Source organism: Pseudomonas sp. 43mfcvi1.1 (assembly GCF_900115935.1).
Taxonomy (GTDB): Bacteria; Pseudomonadota; Gammaproteobacteria; order Pseudomonadales; family Pseudomonadaceae; genus Aquipseudomonas; species Aquipseudomonas bijieensis.
In genome coordinates this window covers 570,899-587,827 of the sequence record NZ_UETT01000002.1, presented here as the reverse complement: position 1 = coordinate 587,827, position 16,929 = coordinate 570,899, and the positions used below count along the sequence as shown (strand labels likewise).

The 16,929-nt window shown below is 61.2% G+C and carries 15 protein-coding genes and 1 pseudogene; 12 read left to right on the top strand and 4 right to left on the bottom strand.

Translation table 11 applies throughout. The features are described 5' to 3' along the window. Window positions 1-329 (top strand): annotated as a pseudogene (locus DTP52_RS31265) (hypothetical protein); the annotation flags it as partial. Between the two features lie 162 nt (window positions 330-491). Here DTP52_RS31265 and DTP52_RS06005 read toward each other — a convergent pair. Continuing rightward, window positions 492-1,985: a CoA-acylating methylmalonate-semialdehyde dehydrogenase gene (locus DTP52_RS06005; RefSeq protein ID WP_109752336.1), complete on the bottom strand. Its 1,494-nt coding sequence runs from the start codon at window positions 1,983-1,985 to the stop codon at window positions 492-494. Window positions 1,986-2,056: 71 nt separating this feature from the next. Further along, the gene (locus tag DTP52_RS06000; protein ID WP_109752369.1) at window positions 2,057-3,406 is read right to left on the bottom strand and encodes an aspartate aminotransferase family protein; all 1,350 of its coding nucleotides are present in this window, start codon (window positions 3,404-3,406) and stop codon (window positions 2,057-2,059) included. Window positions 3,407-3,528: 122 nt separating this feature from the next. On the opposite strand from DTP52_RS06000, the gene DTP52_RS05995 reads away from it, so the two are divergent. From DTP52_RS05995 to DTP52_RS05970, 6 genes are all read left to right on the top strand, one after another. After that, the gene (locus DTP52_RS05995; RefSeq protein ID WP_109752334.1) at window positions 3,529-4,449 is read left to right on the top strand and encodes a LysR family transcriptional regulator; all 921 of its coding nucleotides are present in this window, start codon (window positions 3,529-3,531) and stop codon (window positions 4,447-4,449) included. Window positions 4,450-4,600: 151 nt separating this feature from the next. Then, window positions 4,601-5,251, top strand: coding sequence for a TetR/AcrR family transcriptional regulator (locus DTP52_RS05990; RefSeq protein ID WP_109752332.1), 651 nt, complete (start codon window positions 4,601-4,603; stop codon window positions 5,249-5,251). 7 nt (window positions 5,252-5,258) lie between these two features. After that, window positions 5,259-5,840, top strand: a complete 582-nt coding sequence (locus tag DTP52_RS05985; protein ID WP_109752330.1) for a YigZ family protein — start codon at window positions 5,259-5,261, stop codon at window positions 5,838-5,840. 535 nt (window positions 5,841-6,375) lie between these two features. After that, window positions 6,376-7,929 carry an ABC transporter ATP-binding protein gene (locus DTP52_RS05980; protein ID WP_109752329.1) on the top strand — a complete coding sequence of 518 codons (1,554 nt, stop codon included), beginning with the start codon at window positions 6,376-6,378 and terminating at the stop codon, window positions 7,927-7,929. An 11-nt stretch (window positions 7,930-7,940) separates the two neighbouring features. After that, on the top strand, window positions 7,941-9,047 hold the full coding sequence (locus DTP52_RS05975) for an ABC transporter permease (protein ID WP_109752327.1): 1,107 nt from the start codon (window positions 7,941-7,943) through the stop codon (window positions 9,045-9,047). Then, window positions 9,047-9,973 carry an ABC transporter permease gene (locus tag DTP52_RS05970; RefSeq protein ID WP_109752325.1) on the top strand — a complete coding sequence of 309 codons (927 nt, stop codon included), beginning with the start codon at window positions 9,047-9,049 and terminating at the stop codon, window positions 9,971-9,973. Before DTP52_RS05975 ends, DTP52_RS05970 begins: the two co-directional genes overlap by 1 nt. 56 nt (window positions 9,974-10,029) lie before the next feature. On the opposite strand, the gene DTP52_RS05965 is transcribed toward DTP52_RS05970, so the two are convergent. Then, window positions 10,030-10,470 carry a hypothetical protein gene (locus DTP52_RS05965; protein ID WP_109752324.1) on the bottom strand — a complete coding sequence of 147 codons (441 nt, stop codon included), beginning with the start codon at window positions 10,468-10,470 and terminating at the stop codon, window positions 10,030-10,032. A gap of 83 nt (window positions 10,471-10,553) precedes the next feature. On the opposite strand from DTP52_RS05965, the gene DTP52_RS05960 reads away from it, so the two are divergent. From DTP52_RS05960 to DTP52_RS05950, 3 genes are all read left to right on the top strand, one after another. Further along, complete coding sequence (locus DTP52_RS05960) at window positions 10,554-10,904, top strand: MerR family transcriptional regulator (RefSeq protein ID WP_109752322.1); 351 nt, start codon at window positions 10,554-10,556, stop codon at window positions 10,902-10,904. Between the two features lie 23 nt (window positions 10,905-10,927). Beyond that, window positions 10,928-11,614 carry an SDR family oxidoreductase gene (locus DTP52_RS05955; RefSeq protein WP_109752320.1) on the top strand — a complete coding sequence of 229 codons (687 nt, stop codon included), beginning with the start codon at window positions 10,928-10,930 and terminating at the stop codon, window positions 11,612-11,614. 243 nt (window positions 11,615-11,857) lie between these two features. Continuing rightward, window positions 11,858-13,216: an 8-oxoguanine deaminase gene (locus DTP52_RS05950; protein ID WP_109752318.1), complete on the top strand. Its 1,359-nt coding sequence runs from the start codon at window positions 11,858-11,860 to the stop codon at window positions 13,214-13,216. A 106-nt stretch (window positions 13,217-13,322) separates the two neighbouring features. Here the strand turns inward: DTP52_RS05950 and DTP52_RS05945 are convergent, their stop codons facing one another. Further along, window positions 13,323-14,414, bottom strand: coding sequence for a calcium:proton antiporter (locus tag DTP52_RS05945; protein WP_109752316.1), 1,092 nt, complete (start codon window positions 14,412-14,414; stop codon window positions 13,323-13,325). Window positions 14,415-14,717: 303 nt separating this feature from the next. Between DTP52_RS05945 and DTP52_RS05940 the strand changes: the two genes are divergently transcribed. After that, the gene (locus DTP52_RS05940) at window positions 14,718-15,800 is read left to right on the top strand and encodes a BMP family ABC transporter substrate-binding protein (protein WP_109752314.1); all 1,083 of its coding nucleotides are present in this window, start codon (window positions 14,718-14,720) and stop codon (window positions 15,798-15,800) included. Window positions 15,801-15,945: 145 nt separating this feature from the next. Further along, window positions 15,946-16,911 carry a 2-oxoglutarate and iron-dependent oxygenase domain-containing protein gene (locus DTP52_RS05935; RefSeq protein ID WP_109752312.1) on the top strand — a complete coding sequence of 322 codons (966 nt, stop codon included), beginning with the start codon at window positions 15,946-15,948 and terminating at the stop codon, window positions 16,909-16,911. Window positions 16,912-16,929 lie beyond the last annotated feature (18 nt).

Genomic DNA, 16,929 nt, shown 5'->3' with positions numbered 1-16,929 from the left:
TGCTTGATTCAGTTGTTAAAGAGCGGTTGGTTAAGAGCTTTCGTCTCAACCGAGGCGCGCATTCTACAGCGCCCGGTGCACCTGTCAAGCGGTTATTTTCAGAAGTTTTCAAAGTTTCCTTTTCAACTTCAACCACTTGCGCTTCCGATCTCTCGTTAGCGGGAGGCGAATTATACAGCGTTACTCGCTGCTGTCAACACCTCTTTTTCACCGCTTTCGACCGAGAAGATCGAACCGCTGAAAAGACCAAACCCACACTGCCCTATCAGCTACTTCCTGGCTTCGATGACCTGAAGCCTGCCCCCTTCGAAACCTACTTAACTCATTGAATCTCAAGGAGTTTTCCGTTTCGACTGCGCCGGAAGTGGGGCGAATTATAGACGTCCAGAATCTGCCGTCAACACCTATTTTCACAATTCTGTCACATCAGTCAAAAAGCCCCGCAAAAGCAGAGGCCGGCGCCCCAGGGCGCCGGCCTCTTCTATTACCCGTTACAAGCTGGGGAACGCAAACTGCGAAGCCTCATGGCTTGCACGCTGCGGCCAGCGCTGGGTAATGGCCTTGCGACGGGTGTAGAAACGCACCCCATCCGGGCCATAGGCATGCAGGTCGCCGAACAGCGAACGCTTCCAGCCGCCAAAGCTGTGATAGGCAACCGGCACCGGCAATGGAACGTTGACGCCCACCATGCCGACCTCGATCTCGTCGCAGAACAACCGCGCCGCCTCGCCATCACGGGTAAAGATGCAAGTACCGTTGCCATACTCGTGATCGTTGATCAGTTGCATGGCCTCTTCCAGGCTGTTGACCCGGACGATGCACAGCACCGGCCCGAAGATCTCTTCCTTATAGATACGCATCTCAGGTGTCACGCGATCGAACAGGCAACCACCCAGGAAGAAGCCTTCCTCATGCCCGGCCACACTCAAGCCACGACCATCGACAATCAGCGAAGCACCTGCCGCCACACCGTCTTCTATATAGCCACTGACCTTATCCCGATGCTGCCCCGTCACCAACGGCCCCATGTCCAGTCCGCAAGATGTACCAGCGCCGATCTTCAGCGCCTTGATCTGCGGCACCAGCTTGGCCACCAGCGCATCCGCGACCTGGTCACCGACACACACCGCCACCGAAATCGCCATGCAACGCTCACCGCACGAACCGTACGCCGCGCCCATCAGTGCGCTGACGGCGTTGTCCAGGTCGGCATCGGGCATCAGCACCGCATGGTTCTTCGCACCACCCAGTGCCTGGACGCGCTTGCCACGCCGGGTGCCCTCGGCATAGATGTACTCGGCAATCGGCGTCGAACCAACAAAACTCAGCGCCTTCACTTCCGGCGCCTCGATCAATGCGTCCACAGCAGTCTTGTCGCCATGCACCACGCTCAATACGCCCTTGGGCAAGCCGGCTTCCAACAGTAACTGGGCGATCAGCAATGTTGAACTTGGGTCCCGCTCGGATGGTTTGAGGATGAAGCAGTTGCCGCAAACGATCGCCAGCGGATACATCCACAGCGGCACCATCGCCGGGAAGTTGAACGGTGTGATACCTGCGACCACGCCCAAAGGCTGAAAGTCTGACCAAGCATCGATGTTCGGTCCGACGTTACGGCTGTATTCGCCCTTCAGAATCTCCGGTGCCGCGCAGGCGAACTCGACGTTCTCGATCCCGCGCTTGAGTTCACCGGCCGCGTCCTCCAAGGTCTTGCCGTGTTCTTCGCTGATCAACTGGGCGATTCGCGATTCGTTCTGCTCCAGCAATTGCTTGAAACGAAACATCACCTGCGCACGCTTGGCCGCAGGTGTGCTGCGCCAGGCAGGGAAAGCCGCCTTGGCGGCGTCGATAGCCTGCTGGATGGTCGCGCGATCAGCCAATGGCACCTTATGAATCGCCTGGCCAGTGGACGGGTTGAACACATCGGCGGTGCGAGCGCTGTCGCTCAGCAGTTCGCCATTGATCAAATGCGGGATGAGGCTCATGGGGACTCCAGAATTATCCACAGGCGCCCATGACCGAACGCCTGTAATTGAAAGCTATATAGAAGAACGGATCAGTCGAGCTTGTTCAGCACTTCACCGACCGCGTCGAACAGACGATCCAGATCCTGCGGCTTGCTGTTGAACGTTGGCCCGAACTGCAAGGTGTCGCCGCCGAACCGCACATAGAACCCGGCTTTCCACAACGCCATGCCGGCCTCGAACGGACGCACGATGGCATCGCCATCCCGCCCGGCGATCTGGATCGCGCCGGCCAGGCCATAGTTGCGAATGTCGATGACGTTCTTCGATCCCTTCAAACCGTGCAGCGCATTCTCGAAATGCGGGGCGATCTCGGCCACGCTCTGCACCAGGTTTTCCTTCTGCAGCAGGTCCAGCGCTGCCAGGCCAGCCGCGCACGCCACCGGGTGCGCCGAGTAGGTGTAGCCGTGGGGAAATTCCACTGCATACTCGGGGGTCGGCTGGTTCATGAAGGTCTGGTAGATCTCGGAACTGGCAATCACCGCGCCCATGGGAATCGCGCCATTGGTGACTTGCTTGGCGATGCACATCAGGTCCGGCGTCACGCCAAAGCTGTCGGCACCGAACATCGAACCGGTGCGACCGAAACCGGTGATCACTTCGTCGAACACCAACAGGATGCTGTGCTGGTCGCAGATTTCCCGCAGACGCTTGAGGTAACCCTCTGGCGGCACCAGCACACCGGCCGACCCAGCCATTGGTTCGACGAACACCGCCGCGATGTTGGACGCGTCGTGCAATTCGATCAGCTTCAACAACTCATCGGCCAGTGCCACCCCGCCCTCCTTCGGCATGCCACGGGAATAGGCATTGCTGGCCAGCAAGGTGTGGGGCAAGTGGTCGACATCCATCATGGCCTGGCCGAACAGCTTGCGGTTGCCGCTGACGCCGCCGAGGCTGGTGCCGGCGATGTTCACACCGTGATAGCCACGGGCACGGCCGATCATCTTGGTCTTGGTCGCCTGGCCCTTGAGACGCCAGTAGGCGCGGACCATCTTCACCGCGGTATCGGCGCACTCGGAGCCCGAGTCGGTGAAGAACACATGATTGAGATTGCCCGGGGTCAGGCTGGTGATTTTTTCCGCCAGTTGGAACGACAACGGATGGCCGTACTGGAAACCTGGCGAGTAATCGAGGGTGCCTAACTGTTTGGCGACCGCTTCCTGGATTTCCTTGCGCGTGTGCCCGGCGCCGCAGGTCCACAAGCCCGACAGCGAGTCATAGACCTTGCGCCCCTTGTCATCCGTCAACCAGCTGCCTTCGGCGGCGACGATCAGGCGCGGATCGCGCTGGAAATTGCGGTTGGCGGTGTAAGGCATCCAGTGGGCATCCAGCTTGAGCTGGCTGGCCAGGGAACCGGCAGCGTGTTCGGGCATGTTCATCGACAAAACCTCGCAGGTCATAGGCGGCAGGGATCGAAAGCGTTCTTGCAGCTAAGTTGCCACGGCGATAAAGTCGGTGAAATCCAACTTTTGTAACCTTCAGTCGGTGGATCACTAAACTTATGAGCGCTCGTCGTCCCGATCCACTGGCCCAGGTCAGCGACTTTGATATTCGCCTGCTGCGCATTTTCCGCAGTGTCGTGGAGTGTGGTGGATTCTCCGCCGCTGAAACCGTGCTTGGCATCGGTCGCTCGGCCATCAGCCAGCAGATGAGCGACCTTGAGCAACGCCTCGGCCTGCGTCTGTGTCAGCGTGGGCGCGCGGGCTTTTCCCTGACCGAGGAAGGTCGCGAGGTGTATCAATCAGCATTGCAACTATTGAGCGCACTGGAAAGCTTCCGCACCGAGGTCAACGGCCTGCACCAGCATTTGCGTGGTGAATTGACCATCGGCCTGACCGACAACCTGGTCACCCTGCCCCACATGCGCATCACCCATGCCTTGGCGCAATTGAAAGAACGCGGGCCCGACGTGCAGATCCAGATTCGCATGATCGCCCCCAACGAAGTCGAGCAAGGTGTGCTCGACGGACGCCTGCATGTCGGCGTAGTCCCCCAGGCCAGTGCCCTGTCCGGGCTGGAGTATCAACCGCTGTACAGTGAGCGATCGCTACTGTACTGCGCGGTCGGACATCCGCTGTTCTATGTGGATGACCAGCAACTCGAAGACGCTCGTCTCAATAGCCAGGACGCCATCGCGCCGACCTTCCGGCTGCCAGCCGAGATCCAGGCCCACTACCAGGCACTCAATTGCACCGCGAGCGCATCGGACCGCGAAGGCATGGCGTTCCTGATTCTCACCGGGCGCTACATCGGTTACCTGCCCGATCATTACGCCAGCCTGTGGGTGCAGCAAGGTCGGTTGCGGGCCCTGAAACCTGCGGCACGGTTCTATGATTTGAGCCTGGCATCGGTCACGCGCAAGGGCCGCCGGCCTCACCTGGTGCTGGAGAGTTTTCTCGAGAGCCTTGCGGCGACTCGCTGACCCCTTGTGGGAGCGAGCCTGGCTCCTCCCACATGGGTTGGGGTTGGCCAGACCACTCGCGAAAAGCTTTTAGTGTGATGGCACTTGTCGGATCGTTGCCGGTGCGCTATCAACGCAGTTGCTCGCCCCACAGACCAGCCCGGAAACGTCCATGACCTTTGAAGTCCCTGCCCACGGTGGCAAGCCCACCAGTCGCATTCGTCAGAAGAACGAAGAGACCATCCTCAAGGCCGCCGAAGATGAATTCGCCCGTCACGGATTCAAAGGCACCAGCATGAACACCATCGCCCTGAAGGCCGGTCTGCCCAAGGCGAACCTGCATTACTACTTCACCAATAAACTCGGGTTGTACGTGGCGGTGCTGAGCAACATCATCGAATTGTGGGACAGCACCTTCAATACCCTCACCGCCGAGGATGATCCGGCCGAAGCCTTGACCCGCTATATCCGCGCCAAAATGGAGTTCTCTCGTCGCCAGCCCCAGGCCTCGCGACTGTTTGCCATGGAAGTGATCAGCGGGGGCGAATGCCTGACCGAGTATTTCAACCAGGACTACCGCACCTGGTTCAACGGTCGGGCGGCCGTATTCCAGGCCTGGATCGAGGCTGGCAAGATGGACCCGATCGACCCGGTGCACCTCATTTTCCTGTTGTGGGGCAGTACCCAGCATTACGCCGACTTCGCCACCCAGATCTGTCGTGTGACCGGTCGCAGCAAGTTGACCAAGCAGGACATGGTCGAGGCTGGCGACAACCTGATCCGTATCATTCTCAAGGGCTGCGGCCTGACACCAACCCTCTAAGATCGCCATGCCCTTTACCCTTGCCGGCTTTTGCGAATACCGCGAAGAAATTCGCAAAAGCCGCTTCATCACTTTCGCCGCGCCCATCACCAGCCCCGCTGACGCCCAGGCCTTTATCGAACAGCACAGCGACCTGAATGCCTCGCACAATTGCTGGGCCTGGAAACTCGGTGATCAATACCGCAGCAACGACGATGGCGAGCCGGGGGGCACCGCCGGGCGACCGATCCTGGCAGCGATCGAAGCGCAGGCTTGCGATCAGGTCGCAGTGCTGGTGATCCGCTGGTACGGCGGAATCCAACTGGGCACGGGCGGGTTGGCCCGGGCTTATGGTGGCGGCGCAAACAAATGCCTGCAAAACGCCGAGAAAATCGAACTGATCAGCCGCGTGGCGCTGCACTGCAGCTGTGGGTTCGCCGAACTGGCCCTGGTAAAACTGCGGGTCGCCGAATGTGGCGGACTGGTCAATGAAGAACGCTTTACGGCCAATGGTGTCGACCTGCAGTTGGCCGTGGGTGAAGCGCAGATCGAAACGTTGCAAACGCAACTGGCCGACCTGAGCCGTGGACGGATTCTGTTAGGGCGTTGAGCTCCAACGCTTGCAACCTTTCAGGGCGCCTCGCAATCGTTCAACTTGCCCACATCCACTGTGCACCCGACTGTGGATAACCTGAGCACATCCCCCTGTAACCCTTCTGTCATGCGGGTTTGAGAGGGTTGCTCATTTTTCATCCAAAGTCCTGCCAAAGCGACAAATCCATCCACAAAACAAACGCTTGCGACGGTTTATCACCTTTAGAAGAAAGCCCCGCAGTGCTTATGCCCGAGTTTTCGGCTTGCGCACAATAACTGTGGAGCAACCTGTGGATAACCCGTTCATGGCTCCTTCCACCCCAAGAAAGGCATGGCTCGCAGCCGCTTGTTCAATTTTTAACCACCCATTTCAGGGCAAACCGGTGCCTGCGTCCAACTCTCGCGCTCCAAGCCGGTGCGAAATGTTTCTATGGCCGGTGCCCAGACTTCACGTAGAGCGCTCTAGCGAAAGGGCCAGGGTAATTTCCTGACCTTATGGCCAGGAAATTGCTTTATCCACAGGCATTCCTGTCCTTCGGCCCGAGCTTGTCATGTCCAACCCCGACTCCATCGCGCGCCTGCAATTGCGCAGTATCAGCAAACGCTATCCCGGTTGCCTGGCGAACGACGCCATCGACCTGAGTATCCAGCCCGGCGAGATCCACGCCCTGCTTGGGGAAAACGGCGCGGGTAAAAGTACCCTGATGAAGATTATCTACGGCGTCACCGCTGCCGATTCGGGCGAAGTGATCTGGCAAGGCCAGCGCGTCAACCTGCGCAATCCGGCCCAAGCCCGCAGCCTGGGAATCGGCATGGTGTTCCAGCATTTCTCGCTATTCGAAACTCTCACCGTTGCACAGAACATTGCCCTGGCAATGGGCGCGGCGGCCGGTTCGCCGGCGCAGTTGGGACCGCGGATCCGCGACGTTTCCCAACGCTACGGCATGGCGCTGGAACCGCAGCGGCTGGTTCACAGCCTGTCGATTGGCGAGCGCCAGCGGGTGGAGATCATTCGCTGCCTGATGCAGGACATTCGCTTGCTGATTCTCGATGAACCGACCTCGGTGCTCACCCCTCAGGAAGCCGAAGAACTGTTCGTGACCCTGCGTCGCCTGGCGAGCGAGGGCTGCAGTATTTTGTTCATCAGCCACAAGCTCGGGGAGGTGCGAGCGTTGTGCCACAGCGCCACGGTGCTGCGCGGCGGGCGGGTGTCCGGGCATTGCACTCCGGCGCACTGCTCGGATCGGGAGCTGGCGCAGTTGATGGTTGGCCAAGCGGCCGGATTGATCACGGACTACCCGAAAGTCAGCGCAAACAAGGCCTTCCTGCAAATCGACAAGTTGTCCTGGCATAACCCGGACCCGTTCGGCTGCTCGTTGCGGGACATTGACCTTGAGGTACGCAGCGGCGAAATCGTTGGTATCGCCGGGGTCGCGGGCAATGGGCAGGACGAGTGGCTGGCATTGCTCAGCGGAGAAACGCCACTTCCCCGCCAGCAAGGCGAAACGATCCGATTCGACGGGCAACCTGTGGCGCACCTGCGCCCCGACGCCCGGCGCCGGCTCGGGCTGGCATTTGTCCCCGCCGAACGCCTGGGCCATGGCGCCGTGCCGCAATTGAGCCTGGCGGATAACGCCTTGCTCACTGCTTTCCAACAGGGCCTGGTCAGTCACGGGCTGATTCGACGTGGCAAGGTCGAGCACTTGGCCGAGGAGATCATCCGTCGTTTCGGCGTGAAGACACCTGACACTCGAACCCCGGCACGCAGCCTTTCGGGGGGCAACTTGCAGAAATTCATTCTCGGCCGAGAAATCCTGCAACAGCCGAAGCTGCTGGTGGCCGCTCACCCGACCTGGGGCGTGGACGTCGGCGCGGCCGCGACTATCCATCGCGCACTGATTGCCCTGCGCGATGCCGGCGCGGCCATTCTGGTGATTTCCGAAGACCTCGACGAACTGTTCCAAATCAGCGATCGCCTCGGTGCCTTGTGCGGTGGACGCCTGTCCGCCTTGAGGCCCACGCTCGAGACCCGCCTCAGCGACGTCGGCGGCTGGATGGCCGGCCAGTTCGACGCCCCTCAATCCCCCGCCCCCGCGTCGGCGTAACGGAGTTCTACATGCTGCTTTCTCTCGAACCTCGCGGCCAGCAATCGCGCCTGATGCTCTGGTGCTCGCCGCTGCTGGCCGCCGTGTTGACTCTGGCCTGTGGCTCGCTGCTGTTTATCGCCCTGGGGCACGACCCGTTGCAAACCTTGTACACCTTGTTGATCGCGCCGATCAGCGACCTGTACGGCGTGTCCGAGTGGTTGGTCAAGACCCTGCCGATCTTGCTCTGTGCCCTCGGCCTGGCAGTGGCCTATCAGGCGCGAATCTGGAACATCGGCGCTGAAGGCCAACTGCTGTTGGGCGCCCTGGCCGGCAGCGCCTTGGCGGTGAACATCATCGGCATGCAAAGTCGCTGGGCATTGGTGCTGATCCTGCTGACCGGCACCCTGGCCGGTGCGGCTTGGGCCGGACTGACGGCGTGGCTGCGCACGCGCTTCAATGCCAATGAAATCCTCACAAGCATCATGCTCAATTACATTGCGTTGAACCTGCTGCTGTTTTGCGTTCACGGGCCGTTGAAAGACCCGGCAGGGTTCAACTTTCCGGAGTCGGCGATGTTCGGCGAGGCCAGTCGCCTGCCGTTGTTGCTGGAGGATGGCCGGGTACATGCCGGGTTGTATTTCGCCCTGCTGGCGTTGGTGGCGGTGTGGGTATTGCTGCAGAAAAGCTTTGTCGGCTTTCAGATCAAGGTGCTGGGCCTCGACGCCCGCGCCGCCGGTTTCGCTGGTTTTCGCCAGAAGCCGCTGGTATGGCTGGCGCTGTTGATCAGCGGGGCCCTGGCCGGGCTGGCCGGTGTCTGCGAAGTGACCGGGCCGATCGGCCAACTGGTGCCGCAGGTGTCGCCGGGCTACGGCTATGCGGCAATTACCGTGGCATTCCTGGGACGCCTCAACCCCATCGGCATTCTGTTCTCCAGCCTGTTGATGGCGCTGTTGTACATCGGCGGCGAGAGCGCGCAGATGTCGCTGAACCTTCCCCAAGCGATCACCCAACTGTTCCAGGGGATGATGCTGTTTTTCCTGTTGGCCTGCGACGTACTGATCCTGTACCGGCCACGCCTGAACCTGCGCTGGGCCCGGCGCACCCAGACCACCGCCGTACAGGCAGGAGCGCTGTGATGGATATCGACCTGTTGAGCAACATTTTCTACGCCATGGTCCGCTGCGGCACGCCTTTGCTGCTGGTGGCCCTGGGGGAATTGGTCTGCGAGAAAAGTGGCGTCCTCAATCTGGGCCAGGAAGGCATGATGCTGTTCGGCGCGGTGATCGGTTTCATCGTCGCGTTCAACAGCGGCAACCTGTGGCTCGGCGTACTGCTGGCGATGGCCGCCGGGATGCTGTTGTCGGCGCTGTTCGCCATGGTGGCGCTGGTGTTCAACGCCAATCAGGTGGCCACCGGGTTGGCGCTGACGATTTTCGGCGTGGGCCTGTCGAGTTTTGTCGGGGCGGCCTGGGTCGGCAAACCGCTGGCGGGCTTCGAGCCGCTGGCCATTCCCTACCTGAGTGACATCCCATTGATCGGGCGGATGCTGTTTGCCCAGGACCTGCTGGTTTACCTGTCCTTCGCGCTGTTTGCCCTGGTGGCCTGGGTGATCGTGAAAAGTCGCGCTGGGTTGATCATCCAGGCCGTCGGCGAGAATCCCGATGCCGCCAGCGCCATGGGCCTGCCAGTGTTGCGGGTGCGAACACTGGCGGTGCTGTTCGGCGGCGCCATGGCCGGGTTGGCCGGCGCCTACCTGTCGCTGGCCTACACGCCGATGTGGGCCGAGAACATGAGCGCCGGACGCGGCTGGATCGCCCTGGCGCTGGTGGTGTTCGCCAGTTGGCGAGTGTGGCGCCTGCTGCTGGGCGCCTACCTGTTCGGCCTCGCCAGCATCCTGCACCTGGTGGCCCAGGGGTTGGGGCTGGCGATTCCATCGAGTCTGCTGGCGATGCTGCCGTACGCCGCGACCATCGTGGTGCTGGTGCTGCTGTCGCGGGATGCCGTGCGCACCCGGCTGTATGCGCCGGTGTCGCTGGGGCAGCCTTGGCAGGCAGGGCATTGAGGTAGACCGCGGCGAGCCTATCGCGAGCAGGCTCGCTCCCACACTTGACCAGAGGCTCAGGTTCGACTCAGGTCCCCCTGTGGAAGCGAGCTTGCTCGTGATGAGTCCCGAACAGGCAATACCTGAACCAAACCCCACGCCAACTCGAGAAACAGGAAAACCCACAACACCGCATTGGCCCCATGAAGCAATGCATACAGCATCCAGGTCGAAAACAAAAACCGCCCCGCCGCGTCATAGCGCCCATACAGCGGCTGCGGATCCCGAATCCGCAGCACCGACCACACGCAGACTATCGAGCCCAGCAAATTCACCATCAGCAGATGCGCCGGCGCAAACGGCGGCAATTCTCCAGGCAGGTCAAGCAGCTGAGTCAGGCTCATCAACACACCATGCAACGCCGCAAAGCTCCACGGCGTCGCCAGCACGGCCGACACGATAAGGTCGTACCAGGCGCTGCCGCGCACCACCCGGCGATATTGCATCGAAGTCCACATACACTTTGCTCCAGATAATTGGGGGGAGCGAAGAGGCTAAAGCCTGGGGTATGCTCCAAGGTCAAGTCCTCTGGAGCTCCACAATGCGCATCGGTGAATTAGCCCAGGCCTGCGCCGTCAGTCGAGACACCCTGCGTTTCTACGAACAGCGCGGCCTGATCGCGGCGCAGCGTAGCGCCAACGGCTATCGCCACTACCCCGCCGATATGGTGCAACTGGTGCTCTACATCAAGACGGCCCAGCGCCTGGGCTTTACCCTGAGCGAAATCGGCGCCAGCGTCGCCGCCCTGTGGCAGGCGCAGGACCCTGACTGCGCCGTGACGCAACTGCTGCAAGACAAGCTGAACCTGATCGAAACCCGCATCACCGAACTCGACGCGTTGCGCCACGAGCTGAAACAACGGCTCGGACAACGTTGTCCATTAAATCCGTGACCTTTTCACTCAAGGATGCCTTCATGAATTCGGCAAGAAACGCATTGATCATCGGCGCCTCCCGGGGCCTGGGCCTCGGCCTGGTGAAGACACTGCTCAGCGACGGCTGGAACGTGACCGCCACCGTGCGCAACCCGCAGAACGCAGAGACGTTGAAGGCACTGGGCCCGGTGCGGATCGAAAAACTCGACATGGACGACCAGCAAGCCGTCATCGCCCTGAGCCAGCAGCTCAAGGGTGAAACCTTCGACCTGCTGTTCGTCAACGCTGGTGTCAAAGGCCCGGACAACCAAAGCCCGGGCGGCGCGACGCTGGCCGAAGTCGGTCAGTTGTTCTTCACCAACGCCGTGGCTCCGATCAACCTGGCCCAGCGCTTCATCGGCCAGATCCGCGATGGCAGCGGCGTGCTGGCGTTCATGAGTTCGGTGCTGGGCAGCGTGACCATGCCCGACGCGCCGGAACTGGCGCTGTACAAGGCCAGCAAGGCGGCGCTCAACTCCATGACCAACAGCTTTGTCAGCCAACTGGGCGAGCAGGCATTGACCGTGCTGTCGCTGCATCCGGGCTGGGTGAAAACCGACATGGGCGGTGAAGGCGCGGATATCGATGTCGAGACCAGCACCCGCGGGTTGATCGATCAAGTCAACGCCTTCGCCGGCAAGGGCGGGCATCACTTCGTCAACTACAGGGGCGAAACGATTCCCTGGTAACCCAGCCTTCCCCTTGTGGGAGCGAGCCTGCTCGCGATTGCGGTCTAACATTCACCATGACGTTGACTGACACACCGCTATCGCGAGCAGGCTCGCTCCCACATTGAGCCTCAGCGAACCCTGGAAATGTGCCAGGCAACCTGAGTAAACTCCGCACCTCGCCTCCAACGGCGACCCTGGATCAGCAGACAGGGCATCACTGAGCTGGCTAACCTGAACCCACTTTCAGAGGAGCCGGCCACCATGCCTGCGACCCGTACCTGGTTAAAAAACCCCCTCGCCATTTTCACCGCCAACGACCTCGACGCCCGTGGCGGTCTCGTCCTGCAGGACGGTGTGATCGTCGAGCTGCTGAGCGCCGGCCAGCAACCCGCCCAGCCTTGCGACAACATCTTCGACGCGCGCGAACATGTGATCCTGCCGGGGTTGATCAACACCCATCATCACTTCTACCAGACCCTGACGCGTGCCTGGGCACCGGTGGTGAACCAACCGTTGTTCCCTTGGCTGAAGACCCTCTACCCGGTGTGGGCGCGACTGACTCCGGAAAAGCTCGCCCTGGCGAGCAAAGTGGCCTTGGCCGAGCTGCTGCTGTCGGGCTGCACAACCGCAGCCGATCATCACTATCTGTTTCCCGAAGGCCTGGAAAATGCCATCGACGTACAGGTGCAAAGTGTTCGTGAGCTGGGGATGCGCGCGATGCTGACCCGCGGTTCCATGAGCCTCGGCGAGGACGACGGTGGCTTGCCGCCACAGCAGACCGTGCAGCAGGGCCAGGTGATTCTCGACGATAGCCAGCGGTTGATCGGCCAATACCACGAGCGCGGCGACGGCGCCCGGATCCAGATTGCCCTGGCGCCCTGCTCGCCGTTTTCGGTCACCCCCGAGATCATGCGCGCCAGCGCCGAGCTGGCGGAAAAACTCGACGTACGCCTGCACACGCACCTGGCCGAAACCCTTGATGAAGAAGACTTCTGCCTGCAACGTTTTGGCCTGCGCACGGTGGAATATCTGGACAGCGTCGGCTGGCTCGGCCCGCGCACCTGGCTGGCCCACGGCATTCATTTCAACCCTGAAGAAATCGCCCGTCTCGGAGCCGCCGGCACCGGTATCTGCCATTGCCCAAGTTCCAACATGCGTCTGGCCTCGGGCATTTGCCCGACCCTGGAACTGACCGCCGCCAGTGCTCCACTGGGCCTGGGTGTGGACGGCTCAGCCTCCAACGACGCCTCGAACATGATCCTCGAAACCCGCCAGGCGCTGTACATCCAGCGCCTGCGCTATGGCGCGCAAGCGATCACCCCGGAGCGCGTATTAGGCTGGGCGACCCGGGGTTCGGCGCAACTGCTCGGGCGCAGCGATATTGGTGAACTGGCGGTGGGCAAGCAGGCAGACCTGGCGCTGTTCAAGCTCGATGAGCTGCGTTTCTCCGGCAGCCACGACCCGGTCTCGGCCCTGCTGCTGTGCGGGGCGGACCGGGCGGATCGGGTGATGGTCGGTGGGCAATGGCGGGTGATCGACGGGCAGGTCGAGGGCTTGGACTTGAAGGGCTTGATTGCCGATCACAGCCAGGCGGCGCGGGAACTGATCGCCGGCGCCTGACCGGACGCCATCGCGGGCAAGCCTTGCTCCCACAGGCTCGCGGCGAGGCTGCCTGCATAAACACCCACCCTTCACTGTGGGAGCAAGGCTTGCCCGCGATGCTCTTCTAGAGGCCTAACAGCGACAACATGATAAACGTCGCAAACAGCACAAAGTGGGTCATGCCTTCGATGGCGTTGGTTTCGCCATCGTTGAGGTTGATGGCGCTGACGATCAGGGTGATGAAGATCATCACCGTCTGTACCGGGGTCATTGCCATCTGGAACGGTTGGCCGGTATAGAGCGCCATGGCCTCCATCACCGGCACCGTGAGGATCACGGTCGATAGCGAAGCACCCAGCGCGATGTTCACCACCGATTGCATGCGATTCGCCAGGGCGGCGCGCAGGGCGGTGAGGATTTCCGGTGCCGCGGAGATGGCCGCCACCAGAATCGCAGTGACCACCGGCGGCGCACCCGAACCCTCCAAGCCCAGGTCGATGGCCTTGGACATGACTTCGGCCAGCGCGCCGATCACCACCACGCCAAACACCAGCGCACTGATGGAGAATGTCAGGCTGATGGGTTTCGGCTCGTTTTCCACCGGTTCTTTCTTGCGGCGTTTTTCCGGGTAGCTGTAGCTGAAAAAGTAACTGTGGGGCCCGACCTGCATGCGCAGGAACAGGGTGTACAACACGATCATCGCGCCGATGGTAAATGCCGAATACATTTTCCAGCTCTCGCGGGGAATGAACTCTGGCACCACCATCGATACGCCCATGGCGGTGAGGATCATCACGCTGTAGGTGCGCGCCGAATCGTCGTTGTAAGCCTGCTCGCCATGCTTGATCCCGCCCATCAGCGCCGCGAGCCCGAGAATCCCGTTGATGTCGAGCATCACCGCCGAGTAGATCGTGTCCCGCACCAGGGTCGGCGACGCTTCGTTGCTCATCATGATCGCCAGGATCACTACTTCGACCAGCACCGCCGACAAGGTCAGGATCATGGTGCCGTAGGGATCACCGACTTTTTCCGCGAGCAGTTCGGCGTGATGGGCCACGCGCATGGAAGCCGCGACGATAAAACCGATCAGGACCAAACCGCCAAGCAACGCCACGATCTGCCCGCTGCCCAACAGCCAGTGCTCCAGCGGATAGGCAACAAGCGCAGCGATCAGCGCCAGCAACAGCAGTTTTTCTTGCTTGATCAAAGTGAGCATCGCGGGCCTATCACCGTGGGCGGGGTCATGAGCTACTGACTATGGGGGGACGCGAACGTTTCGTTCGGTGTGATGCACCAGGGGGTGGCAAGCGGAAAGCAGGCGCACCTTAATCGTTCTCAGCGGCCTCGTCGCGGGCAAGCCTTGCTCCCACAAGTGCAAGGCCAAACCCACTCAGTATCTGTGGGAGCAAGGCTTGCCCGCGATGGCGGCATCAGGACATCGAGCATTTGTTGTCCTATTGGTCAGCATTTTGCATTGAAGCCGTACAGCCAACCTCACAACAACACGGAGTTCGAGTTCATGCACAAACGCCCCTTGAATAAGTTGCTTTGCGCCGTCGTCGCAGCCGTCGGCCTGGGTGCCGGCCTGAATGCCAGTGCCGCCGATCCGCTGAAGGTCGGCTTCGTCTACATCGGCCCGATCGGCGACCACGGCTGGACCTATCAGCATGAACAAGGGCGCAAGGAGCTGGCGGCGAAGTTCGGCGAGCAGATCACCACCAACTACGTGGAAAACGTACCGGAAGGCGCCGACGCCGAACGGGTGATCCGCAACATGGCCAAGGACAACTACGACCTGATCTTCACCACCTCCTTCGGCTACATGAACCCGACGCTGAAAGTCGCCAAGCAGTTTCCCAAGGTGATCTTCGAACACGCCACCGGCTACAAGCAGGACAAGAACCTGGGCACCTACCTGGCTCGCACCTACGAGGGCCGCTACGTCGGCGGCTTCCTCGCGGCCAAGATGACCAAGACCAAGAAGATCGGCTACGTTGCCTCCTTTCCGATCCCGGAAGTCATCCGCGACATCAACGCCATCCAACTGGCCCTGAACAAATACAACCCCGGCAGCGAGATCAAAGTGGTGTGGGTCAATTCCTGGTTCGACCCGGGCAAGGAAGCCGATGCCGCCAACGCGCTGATCGACCAGGGCGTGGACGTGGTGTTCCAGCACACCGACAGCCCGGCACCAATCCAGGCCGCCGAGCGTCGCGGCGTCTATGCGGTGGGCTACGCTTCGGACATGGCTCACTTCGGTCCCAAGGCGGTGCTGACCTCCATCGTCAATGACTGGGGCCCGCATTACATCCAGGCGACCCAGAGCGTGATCGACCACAGTTGGAAATCCCAGGACTACTGGGGCGGCCTGAAGGAAGGCACCGTAAAACTGCCGATCAGCGACCTGGTGCCGGCGGCGGTCAAGGGCGAGGCCGAGCAGATCATCGCCGACATCGAGAGCGGCGTGTTCCACCCGTTCACCGGCCCGATCAAGGATCAGGCCGGCGTCGAGAAAATCCCGGCGGGCGTGAGCGCCACCAATGCGGAACTGGCGTCGATGAATTACTACGTCGAAGGTATGAAGGCTGAGATTCCGAAGTAATCCCGGCCTCAACACATGATCCAATGTGGGAGCGAGCCTGCTCGCGATAGCGGACCGACATTCAACAGGCATGTCGACTGACAGATCGCTATCGCGAGCAGGCTCGCTCCCACAGGGATCTTCATTCTTAAGTCAGGAAAGCCGCATGAACAGCCTTCCCATCATCGACATCAGCCCCCTCTACACCGAGGATGCCAACGCCTGGCAATCGGTCGCCGAGCAGATCGACAGCGCCTGCCGCCAGTGGGGCTTTTTCTACATCAAGGGTCATCCGATCAGCCCGGCGCGCATCGCCGAGGTACTGGACAACGCCCAACGCTTCTTCGCCCTGCCCGTGGAAGAAAAACTCAAGATCGACATCACCCAGACCCGCCATCATCGTGGCTACGGCGCCATCGCCACCGAACAACTGGACCCGACCAAGCCCAGCGACCTGAAGGAAACCTTCGACATGGGCCTGCACCTGCCGGCCGATCACCCTGATGTGCTGGCGGAAAAACCTCTGCGTGGTCCCAACCGCCACCCGGACCTGATGGGCTGGGAAAACTTGATGGAGGAGCACTACCGCGACATGCAGGCACTCGCTCAAACCCTGCTAAGGGCCATGACTTTGGCCCTTGGCATCGAGCGGGACTTCTTCGACACACGCTTCAACGCACCAGTGAGCGTACTGCGCCTGATCCACTACCCACCACGCCAGACCGCCAGTAGCGCCGAGCAGCAAGGTGCCGGCGCCCATACCGACTACGGTTGCATCACCCTGCTCTACCAGGACGCCGCCGGCGGCCTGCAAGTGCGCAACGTCAACGGCCAGTGGATCGACGCGCCCCCCATCGACGGCACCTTCGTGGTCAACCTCGGCGACATGATGGCGCGCTGGAGCAACGACCGCTACCTGTCCACGCCGCATCGGGTGATCAGCCCGCTGGGGGTAGACCGGTATTCGATGCCGTTCTTTGCCGAACCACACCCCGACACACTGATCCAGTGCCTGCCCGGTTGCCAGGATGACGCCCATCCGCCGAAGTACCCGACCACCACCTGCGCACAATTCCTGTTGTCACGCTTCGCCGACACCTATGCTTATCGGCGGGAGCAACAGGCGGTGTAGTGGATCAGCCGGTCAGGT